The organism is Rhizobium sp. CF122 (assembly GCF_000282035.1).
Lineage (GTDB): Bacteria > Pseudomonadota > Alphaproteobacteria > Rhizobiales > Rhizobiaceae > Rhizobium.
Genome location: NZ_AKKA01000093.1, coordinates 1 through 17,037, shown reverse-complemented (window position 1 = coordinate 17,037; position 17,037 = coordinate 1). Strand labels below are relative to the sequence as shown.

At 58.6% G+C, this 17,037-nt stretch carries 14 protein-coding genes and 2 pseudogenes; 3 read left to right on the top strand and 13 right to left on the bottom strand.

Annotated features, from left to right (window positions below):
* Positions 1-16: 16 nt before the first annotated feature.
* From PMI09_RS23830 to PMI09_RS23820, 3 genes are all read right to left on the bottom strand, one after another.
* Positions 17-484 carry an RrF2 family transcriptional regulator gene (locus PMI09_RS23830; RefSeq protein ID WP_007800486.1) on the bottom strand — a complete coding sequence of 156 codons (468 nt, stop codon included), beginning with the start codon at positions 482-484 and terminating at the stop codon, positions 17-19.
* A gap of 103 nt (positions 485-587) precedes the next feature.
* Positions 588-1,799: an NO-inducible flavohemoprotein gene (gene hmpA, locus PMI09_RS23825; RefSeq protein ID WP_007800484.1), complete on the bottom strand. Its 1,212-nt coding sequence runs from the start codon at positions 1,797-1,799 to the stop codon at positions 588-590.
* A gap of 526 nt (positions 1,800-2,325) precedes the next feature.
* The gene (locus tag PMI09_RS23820; protein ID WP_244423817.1) at positions 2,326-4,734 is read right to left on the bottom strand and encodes a multicopper oxidase family protein; all 2,409 of its coding nucleotides are present in this window, start codon (positions 4,732-4,734) and stop codon (positions 2,326-2,328) included.
* A gap of 6 nt (positions 4,735-4,740) precedes the next feature.
* Between PMI09_RS23820 and PMI09_RS32350 the strand changes: the two are divergent.
* A pseudogene (locus PMI09_RS32350) lies at positions 4,741-4,979 on the top strand (transposase); the annotation flags it as partial.
* 39 nt (positions 4,980-5,018) lie between these two features.
* Here the strand turns inward: PMI09_RS32350 and PMI09_RS23815 are convergent.
* The 5 genes from PMI09_RS23815 to PMI09_RS23795 all read right to left on the bottom strand — a co-directional run bounded on the left by PMI09_RS23815 (position 5,019) and on the right by PMI09_RS23795 (position 10,573).
* The gene (locus tag PMI09_RS23815) at positions 5,019-5,276 is read right to left on the bottom strand and encodes a recombinase family protein (RefSeq protein WP_443216200.1); all 258 of its coding nucleotides are present in this window, start codon (positions 5,274-5,276) and stop codon (positions 5,019-5,021) included.
* Between the two features lie 473 nt (positions 5,277-5,749).
* A complete protein-coding gene (gene repC / locus PMI09_RS23810) occupies positions 5,750-7,045 on the bottom strand; it encodes a plasmid replication protein RepC (protein ID WP_007800477.1) in 1,296 nt (431 codons plus the stop codon).
* A gap of 151 nt (positions 7,046-7,196) precedes the next feature.
* Positions 7,197-8,195 (bottom strand): plasmid partitioning protein RepB, encoded by a 999-nt coding sequence (repB, locus tag PMI09_RS23805; RefSeq protein ID WP_007800475.1) that lies wholly within the window; start codon positions 8,193-8,195, stop codon positions 7,197-7,199.
* Positions 8,192-9,370: a plasmid partitioning protein RepA gene (gene repA / locus PMI09_RS23800; protein WP_007800474.1), complete on the bottom strand. Its 1,179-nt coding sequence runs from the start codon at positions 9,368-9,370 to the stop codon at positions 8,192-8,194. Before repA ends, repB begins: the two co-directional genes overlap by 4 nt.
* 468 nt (positions 9,371-9,838) lie before the next feature.
* Positions 9,839-10,573, bottom strand: coding sequence for a hypothetical protein (locus tag PMI09_RS23795; RefSeq protein ID WP_007800472.1), 735 nt, complete (start codon positions 10,571-10,573; stop codon positions 9,839-9,841).
* A gap of 335 nt (positions 10,574-10,908) precedes the next feature.
* Between PMI09_RS23795 and PMI09_RS23790 the strand changes: the two genes are divergently transcribed.
* Positions 10,909-12,309: a sensor histidine kinase gene (locus PMI09_RS23790; protein ID WP_007800469.1), complete on the top strand. Its 1,401-nt coding sequence runs from the start codon at positions 10,909-10,911 to the stop codon at positions 12,307-12,309.
* On the top strand, positions 12,306-12,959 hold the full coding sequence (locus PMI09_RS23785; protein WP_007800467.1) for a LuxR C-terminal-related transcriptional regulator: 654 nt from the start codon (positions 12,306-12,308) through the stop codon (positions 12,957-12,959). Before PMI09_RS23790 ends, PMI09_RS23785 begins: the two co-directional genes overlap by 4 nt.
* Here the strand turns inward: PMI09_RS23785 and PMI09_RS23780 are convergent.
* The 5 genes and pseudogenes from PMI09_RS23780 to PMI09_RS23760 form a co-directional block, all read right to left on the bottom strand.
* Entirely contained in the window at positions 12,953-13,438 is a 486-nt protein-coding gene (locus PMI09_RS23780) for a hypothetical protein (protein ID WP_007800465.1), read from the bottom strand. The genes PMI09_RS23785 and PMI09_RS23780 overlap by 7 nt on opposite strands.
* Positions 13,439-13,638: 200 nt before the next feature.
* Complete coding sequence (locus PMI09_RS23775; protein ID WP_007800464.1) at positions 13,639-14,106, bottom strand: Lrp/AsnC family transcriptional regulator; 468 nt, start codon at positions 14,104-14,106, stop codon at positions 13,639-13,641.
* A 657-nt stretch (positions 14,107-14,763) separates the two neighbouring features.
* Positions 14,764-15,123 (bottom strand): annotated as a pseudogene (locus tag PMI09_RS23770) (DUF779 domain-containing protein).
* A gap of 70 nt (positions 15,124-15,193) precedes the next feature.
* A complete protein-coding gene (gene adh, locus PMI09_RS23765) occupies positions 15,194-16,702 on the bottom strand; it encodes an aldehyde dehydrogenase (RefSeq protein WP_007800460.1) in 1,509 nt (502 codons plus the stop codon).
* A 142-nt stretch (positions 16,703-16,844) separates the two neighbouring features.
* On the bottom strand, positions 16,845-17,037 hold a 193-nt coding region (locus PMI09_RS23760), incomplete at its 5' end, for a helix-turn-helix domain-containing protein (RefSeq protein ID WP_007800458.1).

Sequence of the window (17,037 nt, the reverse complement as noted above, 5' to 3'; positions counted from 1 at the left end):
GGCCTACCACCTTCGCTTATGCCGGCCGTCCCGCCTGGGCGTCCGGCTCCGGCAGTGCAAGCAGACGACGCAACGCCATCGACGGTCGGGTAAGGTCTGCCAGCGTATAGCCATCGAGCACATCGAGAAATGCAGCCGCGGCGGCGGCCAACGCCCGCTTCAACACGCAGGCAGGCTGCACGACACAGACAATCTCGCTGGTGTTTTCCATACAAGGCACGATCGCAAAATCAGGCTCGCAGGCCCGAACGATCTCGCCGACACCGATCTGCTCGACACCACGCGCTAGCCGCATGCCGCCCTGACGACCGCGCACCGTATCGATCAGACCTTTCTGCCCGAGCTCATGGGTGATCTTCATCAGATGCGCCTTCGAGATATCATAGGCTTCGGCAACTTCTGCGATCGTCGACAGCCGCTCTCCTTTGAGCGCCAGATACATCATGAGCCGCAACGCGTAGTCGGAATAGACGGTCAGACGCATTCGCAGATCCTTCACGAAAATCGTAGGCACCGGCATAAAGATATTCAAACGATGCATCAATTAGCAAAGCGGCCATTCCTGACCGCTTTGCCGTTTCGAATGCCTATGCGGCTTCGAGTTCGTCGGCCGGGCCGAAGAATTCGTAGTGGATCCTGTCCTGCGGGACCCCAGCCTTTGCGAGACCGCTCACAAACGCGGCCAGGAAAGGTCTTGGGCCGCAGAGGTAGAAGTCTGCTTCCGCGATCGGTGTATTCTCGGCCAGCCAATCGACAGTGATGTAGCCATCGTGGTCGAAGTGAATGCCTCTCTCGTCTCGCTCATGCGGATTGCCATAAAAGATTGCCGTTCTAAAAGACTTCCGATCTTTGGCGATGTCGCGTACGTGCGATCCCATCGCATGGACCCGCCCGTTCTCGGCACCATGGACGTAATGAACCGGAAAGTCATGGCCGCTGTTTGCGATCGTCTCCAGCATGCTGACCATCGGTGTCAGTCCGACACCTGCGCTGAGGAGCACGACGGGTCTGTCCTGGCCGGGCTGCAGGTGGAAGTCTCCTGTTGGCGGGGCCACCTCAATGACCGCACCTTGTTGGATCTGATCGTGGAGGAACCGCGACACCAACCCATGCGTCTCACGCTTGACCGAGATGCGATAGGTCTCACCATTGGGCGCGGAAGAGATACTGTAATTTCGGTGCTGAGGCGGCAGGCCCGGAATGTCGAACCGGAACGTCAGGTACTGACCGGGCCGATGGCGGACCACTGCCCGACCATCAACCGGTCGCAGCACGAATGATGTGATGATGTCGCTCTCGCGTCGCTTCGACACGACGGCAAACCGACGCCAACCATTCCAGCCACCCTCGCTCGATTGCAGATCATCATAGATCTGCTCCTCACGTCCGATCAGGATATTGGCGAGAAACCAGAAGGCCTCGCCCCAAGCACTGAGGACGTCTTCCGTTGCTGCTTCGCAGAGAACCTCCCCGATGGCACCCAAGAGGGCGGTGGCGACATGAGGATAGTGATCAGGCCGGATGTTGAGGCCGACATGCTTCTGTGCGATGCGCTCTACGGCCCCGGTGAGTGCGGGCAGATTGTCGATGTTCTGGGCGTAAGCGAGGATTGCCTGGGCTAGTGCCTTCGTCTGACGCCCGCCTTCACCTTGGTTCGACTGGTTGAACAACTCGCGGACCTCTGCATTTTCGAATAGCCGCTTGTACATGGCCGCCGTAATTTCGGTGCCGTGCTCTGCAAGCGCAGGCACGGTCGCGCGCACGATCGCCTTCGTGGTCTCGGTCAGTATTTGCGTCATCATCATCTCCAAATGTTTTCCGTCAACGTTGCTGACGTAACCCCTATAAGATATACTTACAATATATGTTTAGATGCTGTGCCGTTCGGTCGCAGCCCGAGCCGTCATAGCTCCAAGGACTGCCTTCGACGTTTGGCTCATGAATTTCCACGGCCAGCTTCACCGCCACCACCCGAGGGCGTCCTCCGTGAACAAGTCGAAATCGATGGCCTTCTTCAATTGAAGCGCGATCAGAAAAGCATTTTCTGCGCACTGGTGCGGTGATGCCAGCATTGCGACGTTCGCAATTAAGTTCGAGGAACGCCATGCTCGGTGCCCCGAGCGGCGCGCGTAATCAACTCCGGTGCGTCAGGCAGACCGACCGCCACCGCGACGGGGTTCCGCGTGGACGCTGTCCTAAATTAGGGTGTCATTTCGCCCCCTGCCGGAATCGACCCCTCCAGATTCAGACTCGCGCCATTTTGGGAAACCATGAGAGTCGGAAACGGCGCTCGTCGGTATAATAACACTTCGAATAACCGCCCTATCAAGGGTTCACAATGCTTCCGACCTGGACGGCCGCCTGCGACTGGGTGTTGATCCAGCCTTTCGGCACGCCTTCGGGCAGAATTTCCGGTGTGGTGAAAAAGACTCCGTCCGGGGTTGGATTGGGAGTTGGGGTCACCGCAGCCTGAGGCGTGCCAGCGACACCGGTCAGCAGCTGAATCCGCGCCAGCATCGAGAAATCCTCATGCACCGTGTTGTGGCAATGGTTGACGTAGGCGCCGCCGAATTCGCCAAACTGAACCTGGAAGGTGACGCTGCCGCCTTCGCCCAACCTCCAGACGTCCTTCCTCTGCAGGTTCTCGGTCGCATCGAGTTTCATTCCGTTGCGCGAAATGGTTATCCCCTCCTCGAAATGAAGGTGAATGGGATGATCCCACCCGCCGCCGCCGTTCTTGTAGGTCCAATGTTCAACCTCGCCAGGCTTCGGGATGAGCAGGGAAATCCTGTTGGCGTTCATCGAGTGGGAAGCCTCGCCGTTGACGCGAATGGTCCACGGAAAGCTGACGAATTCGCCGCAATCGGGCACGCATCCGTTGACCCCGCGGGCATCTCCCTTCCCCGACCTGCCAAACTCGACGAGTCTTGTGCGCACCGGAGCGACGATCGGAATCTGCTCAGTCAACTTGGGCGGAACCTGACTGCTGTCCGGGTCCGTGGCGCGGTGGATGACACCGGGGACATCCACGCTTTCGACTGCGCCAACCACGCGAAACTCAAGCATCGGCCCGACGACCGGATCCGAGGAAACGCCCCGCAGCGCGTTGGCCAGGCTGAGCTCCTCCTTGGGACCACGACCGTCTTCGTGACGAATCAGATTGACCACCTGTATTCTGTCACCAATGCGGAAACCGGAAAAATCAGCGACGAAGTCGTAGCGTTCGGCGATCCCCTGCAAAGGAAGCGACTTTAATGTCAGGGTGTTGACAACAAGATTTCCATCATTGGCAATAAATTTGATGGGGACGGCATTTCCCCTGGCATCCGCGAGTGCGAGTTTCAGGAATCGCGACACGCACGCGTTCAGGGTGCGGAAACGGTACTTTCGCGGCAGCACTTCGAAGAATGGCGCATAGCCGAAATTGACCAACGGCACGTCCCCGAGCATTCCGTCAGTGTCGAAAATGTCGAAGAAAAGCTGGCCCGCAGCGTCGCATACGGCATCGGAAAATATCAGATTGACGTCAAAATCGACGTTTCCCCAACCCAGCAATTTGCCGCTCGGCAGCCGTAGATTGACGCCGTCCGACAACGCCTCGTTGCCACGGTCGGGGCCGCTATAGTAGTTGATAGTGCCAAGGTTACCTTTATAGACGTTCTCCGCCGTGAAGAAGAAACGGTGATCATGCGCGAACATGCTGCCCTGCAGTTCGCGGAAATCTCCAGAGACGTTGACAAGGCTGGTGTTGTCGTCCGGTCCTGATGCCCGTCGATCGGTTGCCTGCGTGTTGATCTTGTCGCGCCGGGCAAGCGTCGTGCTCCAGCGGTAATCGTAGAACGTGCCGGGGAAATGATGCACATTCGCGGCACCATCACTCTCGGCGCCATTGTGCGCGTTGTGGAAATGAAGCTGGGTTTCGTTGCGCCCGAAGCCGTTGTTTTGGGCCCGGTCGACGGGCAGGTCGTTGTAGACGCGGGCGATGATGGGTTCGCCGTACCGGCCCTTGATCAGGAACGGGGGCAGCGTGCACTCGGCAGCCCTGCCATCGCCATAGGTCCAGACGCTGTTTGGCTGCTGGCGCGGAAAATCGTCGTGGAGGAATCCGCCGGTTCCGCTTTGGGTAATCTGGCCGAGCCTGAGTATGTAGCCGACCTTTGGAAAGAACTCGTCCCAGCGCTGATGTGCGAAGATCTCGCCGGGCGGGCGGCCTTCAATCGGCCCACGGTGTGTCAGCGGATTAACAAATGCCGGGTTCGTCGGATCGGCCGAAAAGTCGGTGTGGTAGGATAGGCGCTTTGCCGGCCGCTCGCCCAGGCGGGCGGGAAAGGCGGCATGGCCGTCGGGCGTCCGGACCATCGGCAGCGGCTTGAGCAGGTGTAGCCGGCTCAGCCGCTGGGAGAATTTCCTGATACCGAACAGCGGTGTCAGCGGCGCGCCGGTCGGAACGGCGGCGTAAGCGCTCTTCGCAAAAGGACTGAGACCGTTTTTGCAGACGAGATATCCGCTCGCTGTGAAAACACCCCACCGCAGCAATTCGCGACGGGTAACTTGTTGCTGATTTAGCGCTCTGACGATCTCGGCTCGGTTTTCCCGGGCGAGGCTCGCCTCTCGCTGTCGCACATGCGACGCGTCGTGGGAAATATACATCGATCTAACCCCCCAATCAAAAGTGGGTTTTGGCGCTCCATTCTGCCCTAACGCGAATTTTACTCTCAAAACGTAGAAGAGCAAATGCGGGCCCACATCTTAGGGGCCGTCTGCCCGCGGAAGGGAAAGGGAGCGGGTCTCATCCTCGCCGAGATCAGCCGGAGCCGATGACGGCGCGCATGCGGTGCTCATTCTCGATCAAGCCGGATGGCACGTCACGCCGAAACTCAAACTGTCGGACAGCATCACCCTGATGTTCCGACCCCCGCGCTCACCGGAACTGAACCCCCGTCGAGGACGTCTGGCAGTTCATGCGCGACAACTCGCTCTTCTGGCCCCGATAAGCTTGATCGCCGCTTCGACCCTTTTCACGTCGAGCGGTTCGCGGCCGGGCTGTTTGCTTTCGCCGGCGCAGCGGCAATACGATCCCTTGTTCGCTCCGAGATCCGACGTCTTTCGAAATGAGCGATGGCGCCGAACACATGAAAGATCAGCTCGCCGGCGGCTGAAGACGTGTCGATCTTCTCTTCGAGACTCAGCAGGTCGACCTGGCGATCGCGGAGCATCTTCGCGGTTTCGAGCAATTCCGAAGACGTCAGCTTCGACGGAAGCTGTCTGAGCATCACACCGGTCAAGGCCATCATCTCCGGCGAAGGTGAAGTCCTGGCCAATCAACTCGACGCAATGATACCGAGAATTCGCATTACCGAATTGCTCAACGAGGTTGTCGAGCACACTGGTTTCCTCGGCGCATTCACCAATCTGCCGGACCGGAGGCACGTACCCGAACGAAAGTCCTCTTTTGGCAGCGATCCTGGCGGACGCAACGAATCTCGGGCTGTCACCCATAGCCAATGCCAGCCAGGGCGTGACGCGAGCCCAGGTCATCTGGGCCAACGACGCCTAGCAGGCGATCTTCCCAATTGAAACCTCGCTCGATGTGCCAGCTCCGCTGCCGCTACCGTTTCGCATCACCTGATTAGGCGACCGATCACCAAACCACGCACCGTGCGCGATATCTGCAATGCCGCGGTTCCGACCTGGATCGATGACACACTACCCTCGGCCCGTTCCAGTTGTTGCCCATCCGCACGTGCCGCTACCCAGCTCTTCTCGTTCCGCCACCTCGCGCGCGGACAAGCGACATCAACATCGGCCCGATCGAGAATTCGCCTTTTTCCGCGCGACGTGTCAGATCTCTGAGATAACCGCCCGCCGAGTTGATGTGGCCGCCGCGCTCAAGGATGCATGCCATCACTGTTGCTGCATTCTCCGGTCCCATCGTCGTGGCTGCCTCCTCATAGGCCGACGCGCTGACAGCCAGCATCCCGCGGACAACGACCGCCGCGGCCATCATGTCCCGCCAATTTGCAATCTTGCCACCAGGCCCGTAGCTCACCATGTCGGGGCAAGCCTGCAGCACGAGACCGAGCGGGAAGGACTTCAGGCCCGAGCCATCGTCTCTTGCACTGTTTTGCGGCCGGGCCGCACTTCGATCGTCACGCTCTTGCTCTTGCTTTTGCCCCAGCGCAACGGTGTGAGGCTCAATTTTGAATGCCGAGTTTGCCCCCTGCTTTGTCTCAAAAGCTGGTTCAAGGTCAAAAGTAGAGTCGGGGTTTGAATTATGTATGTGGCGTTCATTTTGAGCGGGATTGCCGCTCGTATTTCTTGTTTTTAGCAGTGTTTCCAATCTGTTAGTGATGTCGTCGCGCAGCGTCTTCATTTCTTCAAGCGCCGTTGCAATCTGATCGGCCGTCGGCGTGCGCGGTATGGTATCGACCAGTTCCCTGAAGTAGCTGAACGCAGTTTCCCAATCGCCCGCCAGGTCTTCTTCCATCGCGGTCTCAATCAGCTTCGCAACATCCCGGCGACAAAGGCTGAACTGCTCGCGCAAACGCTGCAGGTGAAGCCGTTCCGCCGCCACCTCCGCTGCCAAACGTTCGATTTCCTCGCAGCGTACGATCAACGGCGCCAATGAAAAGCCAAACGCCTCTCCGATCTCGCCTTGCCTGGCCCTACGGGCATAGCGTTTGCCGTTTGGACTGTCTTTGCGGATGATCAGTCCGGCGTCTACCAGCACCGCCAGGTGGCGACGGATCGTCTGTTCGGCCATGCCGTGCGAACGCAACGAAAGCTGCTCGTTCGATGGAAAGACAACAAGACCATTTTCTTCCGATAGGACATTCTTCGGATAGAAACTGAGCAGCGCATTCAGGACTGCAAGAGCGCGATCCGTCACGCCAAGCAAAGGCTTGGCTGCACACAATGACCTGTAGACTTTCCACTTGTCGACCGATTGATCGGCCTGAAGCTCGCTCGCCGCCTTCTGGCTGGCGAGCATGCCAAGCGTCATTGAACGCCGCCCAAAGGGCGTCGTCACATTTCCTGATTCCATCACCTTCACCTTCTCGAAGGCAAAAGAAATAGGCCCACCAGACTGGTGCCAACTCTTGACAGCGATTCCCGGAAATGCGATTCTCTAGCTGCTAACCTATGAGAAGGGCTTCCGTGACGGCAACGTTCGGGAGCTTTTTTCTTTTGCGGCGTTATCCTTTGCTGCTGCGTTGTGTCGACTGCACGAATTCGCTGTGAAGCGCTTCCATACGATCATTCAAGAAATCGACGAAACTCGCCGGAACAGCCTTGGTAAAGCTGATCTTGGCGCCCGTCTTCGCGTAGCTGACAGTCGCCAGAAGAAAGCCATTTGCTCGTATTTCCGTCGCGGCAGACTGCGCAACCGTCGGCGCCGCTTCAGCCTTGAGCGCGCCAAGAGCGATCGCAAAGCGATCTTTTCCGGTTCCGGCCTTGTCCTCACCCAGTGATTGCCTGATGCGTATCGCACCGTCTTGGCGCGTGGCAAAGGCATCGGCGAAGTCGATCCAGCGGCGGCGGCCGATCTCCGGCGAGGAGCCAATCGCAAGCAGTACATCTCGTGGGATCGCGGTTGCGATCCGCAACATCTCCGACACGTGCGACTTTCCTGTTGCCAGCGATGCGCAGATCACGTCACGCCGATATCCGGCCTGTTCTTGCGACAATGCGAATGCACACTTCTCGATGAACGACAGATCATTGCGATTTGCGTTTTCTTCGCCCTGGAAGACGATTGCCTCTTCGTCACTAAGTTCCCGCACAATGGCACGGAACTTCAGTCCAAGCGCCTTGGCTGCCGCCAATCGCCGCCGACCGAACACGATCTGGTAGGGCAGCCCATCGCCTTTGTGCGGTCTGATCAAGCCGGGGACAATCTGCCCGCGCTCCCTGATGGATGTCGCAATCTCTTCGATCGCCGCCTCGTCATAGGCGCCGTCGAAGCGGTCCGGGATGGTGGACGGCGCAACGTCATCGGGGTCTACCTCAACGATGTGGTCGCCGTCCTTGAGAAGCCTGTCGAGCACCTCGCCCTTTTCTTGTATCTGCCTGACGCCTGCAGCGACCTTGAGAAGGTGCGGAGACGTCGTCGGCTTGGCAACCGGCGCGGCGGTCGGTTGTTCAAGCTGGCCAAGAACATTGGCAAACATGCCACGGGAATCTTTGCGGCTCATTCGCGCCCCCATGCTGCCCAGAGCAACTTCTCGATCTCAGCATTGGCAGCGTTGATCGACTCCATCGCGCGGTCGTAGGTTTTCGGTGCCGAGAACCGGGAGCGCTGTACCTCGTAGAGGCTCTGCTTCCACGTCAGCGCGTCGGCAACCGCAGTTGATTTCGCCACCATGTTCAGCAACAGGTCTTCGCCGAAAACCTGTCGCATCAAGGCGGTCATATTGGCCTGCGGGTGATCGTTGGCCTCGAACTTCGTCACCAGGAACTTCGCGAAATCCCACTGCGCCGAGGTTCCCATCTCGCTCAATATCTGCATGTATGACGAGGCAAGCTCGAGGAATTTCCCAGTTGAATCGACATCGAGCATGTGGGCGGGAACCGGTATGACGACGCCAGTGGCGGCGGTCAGCGACGAAAGCGTCAGGAAGTTCAGCGAAGGCGCCGAATCCATAAGAATGACATCGTAGTCGTCGGCGACCTGTTCGAGCGCCTGCGAGACCCGCAGGAGGAAGCTCGTGCCGCCGTTCTTACGCATCTCGAGAGCGACCGCTGTTTCAAACTCCGTCAGATCGAGACCCGCGCAGATCACGTCAAAGCCGGCAATATGCGTGTTGTGGACGAGCGACTTCGTCGGCTTGGGATCTAAGAAGCGGATGGCAGCATAGAGCGTTTCGTCTTCCCGAGGATCGAAATCAGGAAGGGTACCGTGCAAACTGGTAAGTGATGCCTGCGGATCAAGATCGACCGCCAACACCCGGTAGCCCTTGAGTGCCAGGTAGTGACCGAGATGGATGGTCGTGGATGTCTTGCTGGAGCCGCCCTTGAAGTTGGTGACCGCAATGATCTGGCATTCCTCGTCCTCGACACGGCGCGGGTTCATCCATTTCTTGCGCCCCTTTTCAGCCAGCATCAGGCGAAGCTCGAGGATCTGCTCAAGCGTATACATGCGACGGCCATTTGACGTCGTCTCGGGCGACAGACCCTTGTCCTTCAGAACGATCTGCCTGATATAGGCTTCCGAGACATCCAGGAGCGCTGCGACTTCCGATGAGGAGAATTTCCGCATCTCGCGGCGCGCATCGGGTGGATATTGCGCCATCGAGAGATTTTGCAGCGCGAGTTCCAATTTGGTGGAAAAGCTCTGCATGAAGTCGAGGCTGCTTAAGTGCCGGTTCACGATTCTTTCCTCAGTTCGTTTCAATAGCCTAAGCGCCGATATCGTTCGTGAAAGGTTGATGCGGTTATTGTTTCGCCCTGGGACGATAATTCGCCCTTTTTGCGTAGTTACAGAACTAACTCGATTCGGGAGATTCGGCAAACCCTTCGCGGATGCCTGGTGTCGCCTGCGTTGTGGCAGGCGCACAGCAGAGCGCTCCTCAGCGCCTTGACGAGGAGCCTAGCGCAATTGTGGGAGTTTGGAAGAGCCTAGCAGGTGGCAGCTACCGTGACCTAGTTGTCCTCGGACTGCGACGACACGGGGTGGTGGCGACGTAAAACGACGTCACTTGGCTAATGAACCGGAGGCGCAATCGGGCCACAAATGTCTCAATTGGCAATAGGATGGCTCATGGCGCGCGTAGGTAACAGGCCACCGCGGGGCTCCTCATGTGAGTGCATCCCGCGATGACCTTGCATTGCGTAATCCTCAGGGCTGCACGACGATCACGGCCGCTGGCGCCTCGTTTTCAACCGGCTCGCTGGCATCGGGATCGGACACAGGTTCTTCCACGGGAAGAGTATCTCTAATCTGATCAATCTTGCCAACGGCTGGGCCGACACCCAAGATGTCCTTCGCGCGTGCAAGAGCCCCGTCCGTCACAACGCCATCCTTGGTGAAGCCCGAAAGCGCGTCGCGCAGCGCTTCGTCGCCAAGAGCCGGGTCTGTAGGAATGGCGTCGGGCCCGTTCTCGGCCTCGAACTCGGCGTAGGCCATCACATAGGCCGAAACCGCCGCCATTCGCGGATCGTTGGAATGCATGTAGGCGTGGTAGTTTCTGTTCAGCGAACTCATTCCGGCAAAATCGGACTTCGGAGCTTTCGCACTGGTCGTCGCGACCTTGGTCTTTGTTGCTGCTCCAGACTTCTTCTCATGCGTGAACAACGACCTCAACGTGGGGCGCTGGCTGCTGTCGCGATCCTTGCTCTTTCCATGGGTACCAGCAGCGCTCGATTTTCCGTGGTTGGAGTTGCCGCCGGCATGGCTTCCGCCACTGCCGTTGCCGCCTCCATTCCCGTTTCCACTGCCACCTCCGGAATTGCCGTTGCCGTTACCGCCCTTCGCATAGGCGATATTGGGCAAGCCCATTGCGGCGCCTGCCAACGGCGCAACTGCAATTGTTAGCGCAATAACGCTGCGTCCAAGAATAGTGGAAATGCTCATATTAACCTCCTGGCTCAATGCCACTTCGCAATGCGTTGTTCCTTCGGCCGGAAAGCATGACGGAGAGCGGGGCGGGCTCGAAGCCAGCTTTCCGGCCTGGCGCGGTCACCCCGCGTTCCAAATCAACAACGACGTTAGCTTGCGTTCGGCATCAGTTCCACGGCGCTCAGACCATTGCTCAGCCATCTAGGACCTAGGTCTGATCCGTCACAGACCAAAGGTCTGAAAACCACTCGCTGTGACGCGATATTGTTTGACCCCTCGGAGGAAGGCGGTAATTCTGCAATTTCAATGAACTGAAGAGCCGCCGCTGGGCGGTCGATCCGAGATATCTCGTGCGGCCCCGTGAACTCATAAGACGATGGAATTCGCAATCGCTTACCAAGCAGTTTCTGCTCACCGGAGGTGTCGTATCGCTGGTGGCGATGGCTTTCGTCGGCGCGTTCGTGAGCAGTCTGATCGAGGACGCGGTCACCCGTAATTCGGCGGCGTCGACCGCCCTCTATGTCGACAGCGTGATCGCGCCCCTCCTGCCTGACATGCTCGCGGGCCAGGAGCTCGACGATACTGTCTCCCGCGCACTCGACGAGACCCTCGGGCAGGGCGCACTTGGAAACCGCCTGATGTCGTTTAGGCTTTGGCGCGCGGACGGCACCGTTCTCTACTCGAACGACAAAAGCATGCAAGGAAAGCGCTTCGAACTAAGCGACGATCTCAGGACGGCTTTTTCCGGCAAGATGGTCGCCCAATTCGATCGCCTGGAAGACCCGGAGGATCAGGCCGAGCGAGCCAGCGACAAGCCTCTGCTTGAAATCTACAATCCTGTTCTGCAGCCATGGTCGGGGCAGGTCGTCGCCGTCTCCGAATTCTATGAAGTAGCCAACGATTTCCAGCGCAGCCTCAATCAGGCGCGTTTGCATAGCTGGATGGCCGTCGCGGCGTTCACACTCGCCTTTTTCATCGTTCTGTCGGCCATCGTCTTGAGAGGCAGCAGGACCATCGAAGAGCAGCGGCGCGCGCTGAGACGCCGCATTGATGATCTTTCCGCGCTGTTGTCACAGAATCAGGCGCTGCGGGCGCGCGTCCAACGCGCGTCTCGGCGCGCCACGGCGCTCAACGAGAGCCACCTGCGGCGCATTGGCGCCGACCTTCACGACGGACCGGCGCAACTCGTCGCATTTGCTTCGTTACGCCTGGACAGCAATATGCTGGTCGATCCTGCGACGCCCGCGACATTACGCGAACGCGAAATTGCAGCCATCAAGGCAAGCCTCGACGAGGCCATGCATGAGATCAGGACGATCTGCAACGGCCTCGTGTTGCCGCAGATCGAGGCAGCGAGCCTGCCAGAGATATTGGAGCGCGGCGTCCGTGCGCATGAACAGCGAACCGGATCACGCGTTGATTTGTCGATAGCAGAAGCGCCTGAGCATCTCTCGCCCTCCGCAAAGATCTGTATCTACCGCTTCGTGCAGGAAGGGTTGAACAACGGCTACCGCCACGGCGGCGGCATAGAACAACGCGTGGTGCATCGCATGGAAGGTGACCGCATCAGCATTGAGGTTTCTGACGGCGGTTCCGGTTTTAATCCCGATGACGTCGGGCCCACCAGCCTCGGCCTTGCGGGTCTCAGAGAGCGGATCGAAAGCCTTGGGGGGACCTTCCATCTCCAATCGTCCGCACAAGGCACCATTGTCAGCATGTCGCTCAGCAACGAGGAGATTACCCAGACATGACAACAGCAATTCGCGTCGCGGTGATCGATGACCACCCGTTATTCAGGGAGGGGGTAACTCGCAGCCTTTCGGAGATCGACGGATTTCAAATCGTCGCGGAAGGAAGCACGAAGGACGATGCGATCAACGTGGCTGAGAATCTGCAGCCGGATGTCCTGCTTATGGACATTTCCATGCCTGGCGGCGGTTTGAACGCGATCGCTCCAATTCTGGAAACAGTACCCTTGCAGAAGATTGTCATGCTCACGGTTTCCGAGTCCAGCGACGACGTTACGGCTGCATTGAACAGCGGTGCAAAAGGGTATGTGTTGAAGGGCGTCGGCTCCAGGGCACTTGCCGAAATCATCCGTAGCGTGGCGGCTGGCGAAAGCTATGTCGCCCCGGCGCTATCAGCACGGCTGCTTTCCAGTCGCTCTTCGCCCGCTCCGAGGCGATCCTCGGCTATTGTGGGACTGACCCCGCGTGAACAACAGGTCCTGCAACTCGTCGCGTCCGGTTTGAGCAACAAGCATGTCGCACGCAAGCTCGATCTTCACGAAAAGACCATAAAACATCACATGACGCAGATCATGGCCAAGCTTGGTGTCGCCAACCGAACGGAAGCGGCGATGGCACTGCGAGATGCCATCGACGGGCGCGAGGATCAATGAGAAAAGGATTCCAGGCGCGTTTCATCCGCTGAGGTCGCGCGCCGGTTGACAATCGTGCGCCCCCTGGCGTCTTTCATGATGTAACGGCCATTCCTTATAACTTCGCTCATGCCATCCCGGTGACGAACTTCCATCGCTGAGCTGTCTTCATCGTCGGGATCAGTCGTCGAGCCACTGCCGGTTGTGGTGCCGCTGCTCGATCTGCCACCGCTATTCCCGTTGCCGTGGGCATTTCCTCCACTGTTGCTGCTTCCTCCACCGTTGCCATTGCCATTGCCGCCACCACTATTGCCTCCGCCGTTTCCATTGCCGTTGCCGCCACCATTGCCGTTCCCGCCTTTGGCGGCCTCGGCAGTCTGGAGATCAAGCTTAAGCGAGGCGCCTGAGACCACGATCTTGTACGGCATCGCCACCAGCGATAGCGCGATTGATGTGCAGCACAGGGCCGCAGCAAATTTTCGACGTGCGAGTATCGTCATTCCCGTGCATTCCAAGATTCCTGCCTGGAATTTGCCCATGGCTCGACCGGAAGGTCAATTCGCAATCGCCACTTTCAGACCTTTCCTCGATGGCGGCAGGACGTTTGTCCGGCTAGCCTAGGACCAAGGTCCGGGGATTTTCAGTGGAGGAAACACGACTGAGGTAACGCAAGACATCGACACCTTGTAAGATACGCCGCTCACACCGGCACCGACGTCGAGTACTTGACCCGCTTCAAGGCGAAATGCGACGAGGATGTCGATACTGCGTGGTGTGTCAGAATCCCTTGCATAAGCAGCCGTTCATAGTCCTGAACATCGGCGACGGCGACCCGCAGCAGATAGTCCCAATCGCCCGACATCGAATAGCATTCGAGCACCTCCTCGTGACTTTCCACGAAGCGCTCGAACTCACTTCTCGCGACCGGATCATGTGCCTTCATCCGCACTTGGCAAAACACGGTCAGACCACGACCAACGGCCTCGGGGCTGACTAGCCGTACAGTCGGCCCAAGCATGCCAGCTGCCTCTAGCGCCTTGATGCGCCGCCAGCAAGAGGCGCTCGATGCCCCGACCCGCTCGGCCAACGCGGCGTGGCTGAGACTGCCCTCACTTTGAAGCAGTCTGAGAATCTTTCGGTCGACATTGTCGATTTCAGGCATTTTCATCGGAATCTCTCATTTCGCGACACGTACGTTTCTCATGCTACGACACTTCCGGCGAAACTCTGCAGTCAGAACGGGTTTTGCATGCCGTTCCGTTCACACAGTAGCGCGGTTTGTCGGAGATGAAAGTCTGAATGGGAGAGCTTTATCAGAACGCGCCGGACCTGCCGCGGTCAGCCGCACGCCGTTGCGCCGGAGGAACAGACGTCAGACCGGGGCGCTGAAAAAAGTAAAATAAGCCCATGCCGCTAGGAACAACGCAAGAATCGCCACTGCAATCGCGAGCTTGCGAAGGCCTGGCCGCGGCGGCCGCGGCGGCTTGCGACGTCGGAATTGAATGACGTTATCGTTCATCTGCAGTTTCTCCTCGTGCCGCATCATACGCTGTTTCGGGCGAGCAACAGCAGATGTCAAAGAGAAAAAGGCGCTCAACCCTTTCGGGGAGCGCCTTTTCTGTCCCGGACAGCGAACGCGACACATCCGGAGGACATGTCTGCAGGCTATCGATACGGGTAGTGAGCGCTAGATGGCATCATGGCCGCCAAATATCAAGTCGGTACCCAAACTTTTTATAACATCCGTCGCCTGGCCCCGCGTTGCACAGGCAGGCTTGCGTTGTCTGCTGCTTTTTGCCTCGTCCGACTTGTCGCGCCAACCCTCTTAGTCACGTCCCGGCGCAAGCATGCGGGAACGGGTAAGGAAGCGCTTTTCTCGGCCGTTTTCGAGCGAGAACATGCCGCCGCGCCCCGGCACCACGTCGATGATCAGTTGTGTATGCTTCCAGGTCTCGAATTGACTGGCGCTGATTTAGACAGGGACGCCTGCGATCTCGCCGAGCTTGACGTCGTGGTCGCCGACAACGAAATCATCAGCCGGATAGCACATCGGCGATGAGCCGTCGCAACAGCCGCCGGATTGATGAAAGAGTATGTCCGGATGATCTTTCCTGATCTCCTCGATGAGTGCGATCGCACTGTCTGTTGCGGTCACGCGTGGCTGGTCATTATTCGTTGTTTCCATCACCATCTCTCCTGAAGCGGCCCGCTCCCGTTATGGGAGCGAACCGTTGATCGCGCACAAACGACCGCTCTCAGAAGAAGCCGAGGGCCTTTGGGCTGTAGCTCACGAGCATGTTTTTCGTCTGCTGATAATGGTCGAGCATCATCTTGTGGGTTTCACGACCGATGCCCGACTGCTTGTAGCCGCCAAAGGCTGCATGCGCCGGATAGGCATGGTAACAATTCGTCCATACACGACCGGCCTGGATGTCGCGACCGAAGTGGTAGCAGCGGTTGGCGTCGCGGCTCCAGACGCCGGCGCCGAGACCGTAGAGCGTGTCGTTGGCGATCTCGAGCGCTTCCTTTTCATCCTTGAAGGTGACTACGGACACGACCGGCCCGAAGATCTCTTCCTGGAAGATCCGCATCTTGTTGTGGCCCTTGAAGATCGTTGGCTTGACGTAGTAGCCGTTGGCGAGCTCGCCGCCGAGATCATTGCGCGTGCCGCCCGCCAGCACTTCAGCGCCCTCCTGCTTGCCGATGTCGAGATAGGCGAGGATCTTCTCCAGCTGCTCGTTCGATGCCTGAGCGCCAATCATCGTTGCCGCGTCGAGAGGATTGCCTTGCTTGATGGCTTCGACACGCTTGACCGCCCTTTCCATGAACCGGTCGTAGATCGATTCCTGGATAAGTGCACGGCTGGGGCATGTGCAGACCTCGCCCTGGTTCAGCGCAAACATGGCGAAGCCCTCCAGCGCCTTGTCCAGGAAGTCATCATCGTCGGTCATGACGTCAGCAAAGAAGATGTTCGGTGACTTGCCGCCGAGTTCAAGCGTCACCGGAATGAGGTTCTGGCTGGCATACTGCATGATCAAACGACCGGTCGTCGTTTCGCCAGTAAAGGCAATCTTGGCGATCCGCGGGCTGGACGCCAGGGGTTTGCCGGCTTCAAGACCGAAACCGTTGACGATATTGAGGACACCCGGCGGCAACAGATCACCGACGAGTTCAGCCCAGACCAGCAATGACGCCGGGGTCTGCTCCGCCGGCTTGATCACGACGCAATTGCCGGCGGCCAGTGCGGGAGCAAGCTTCCATGCCGCCATCAAGATCGGGAAGTTCCAGGGGATGATCTGGCCGACAACACCGAGCGGCTCGTGGAAGTGATAAGCTACGGTATCGTGGTCGATCTCGCCGATAGAACCTTCCTGCGCGCGAATGCAGGAGGCGAAGTAGCGGAAATGGTCGATCGCCAGAGGGATGTCAGCAGCCATCGTCTCGCGGATCGGCTTGCCGTTGTCCCATGTTTCGGCTTGCGCGAGGAGCTCTAGCTTATCCTCCATGCGCTGGGCGATCTTCATCAGAATATTGGAGCGCTCGGCGACCGACGTCCTGCCCCATTTCTCCCTGGCGGCGTGTGCAGCATCAAGTGCGGCAATGACATCCAGTTCACTGGAGCGGGCCACCTCGCAAAGCTTTCCTCCGGTAACGGGCGTGATGTTGTCGAAGTAGCGCCCCTCGATCGGCTCGCGCCATTCTCCGCCGATGAAGTTGCCATATCTCGTCTTGAACGGCGACTCGACGATCTTCTGATGCAGCATTTGATCCTCCTCCTTGAAAGGGCCAGGTTCGGAGCGAACCGGTGAGAGGAAACTGCGCGAGTTTTGCAACGGGAGAAAGTTACCCTGGAGAATACCGCAGTGCACAGTGTCGCACCCGTGCGACAGGCCAGCGCCAAGGCTGTCAATGCAGATTGAGCCGCTTCATCTTCCTGTGCAGCGTTGCCCGGCTCATGCCGAGTGCAACGGCAGCCTGAGACACATTTCCGCTTGAGCGGGAAAGGGCGCGCACCAAGGCTGCCCGTTCTGCCTCAACAAGATCCCCGTCTGCGGCAATGCTCTGCTCCTGAAGGGCATCGGCGGCGGGCAGCCCCGCC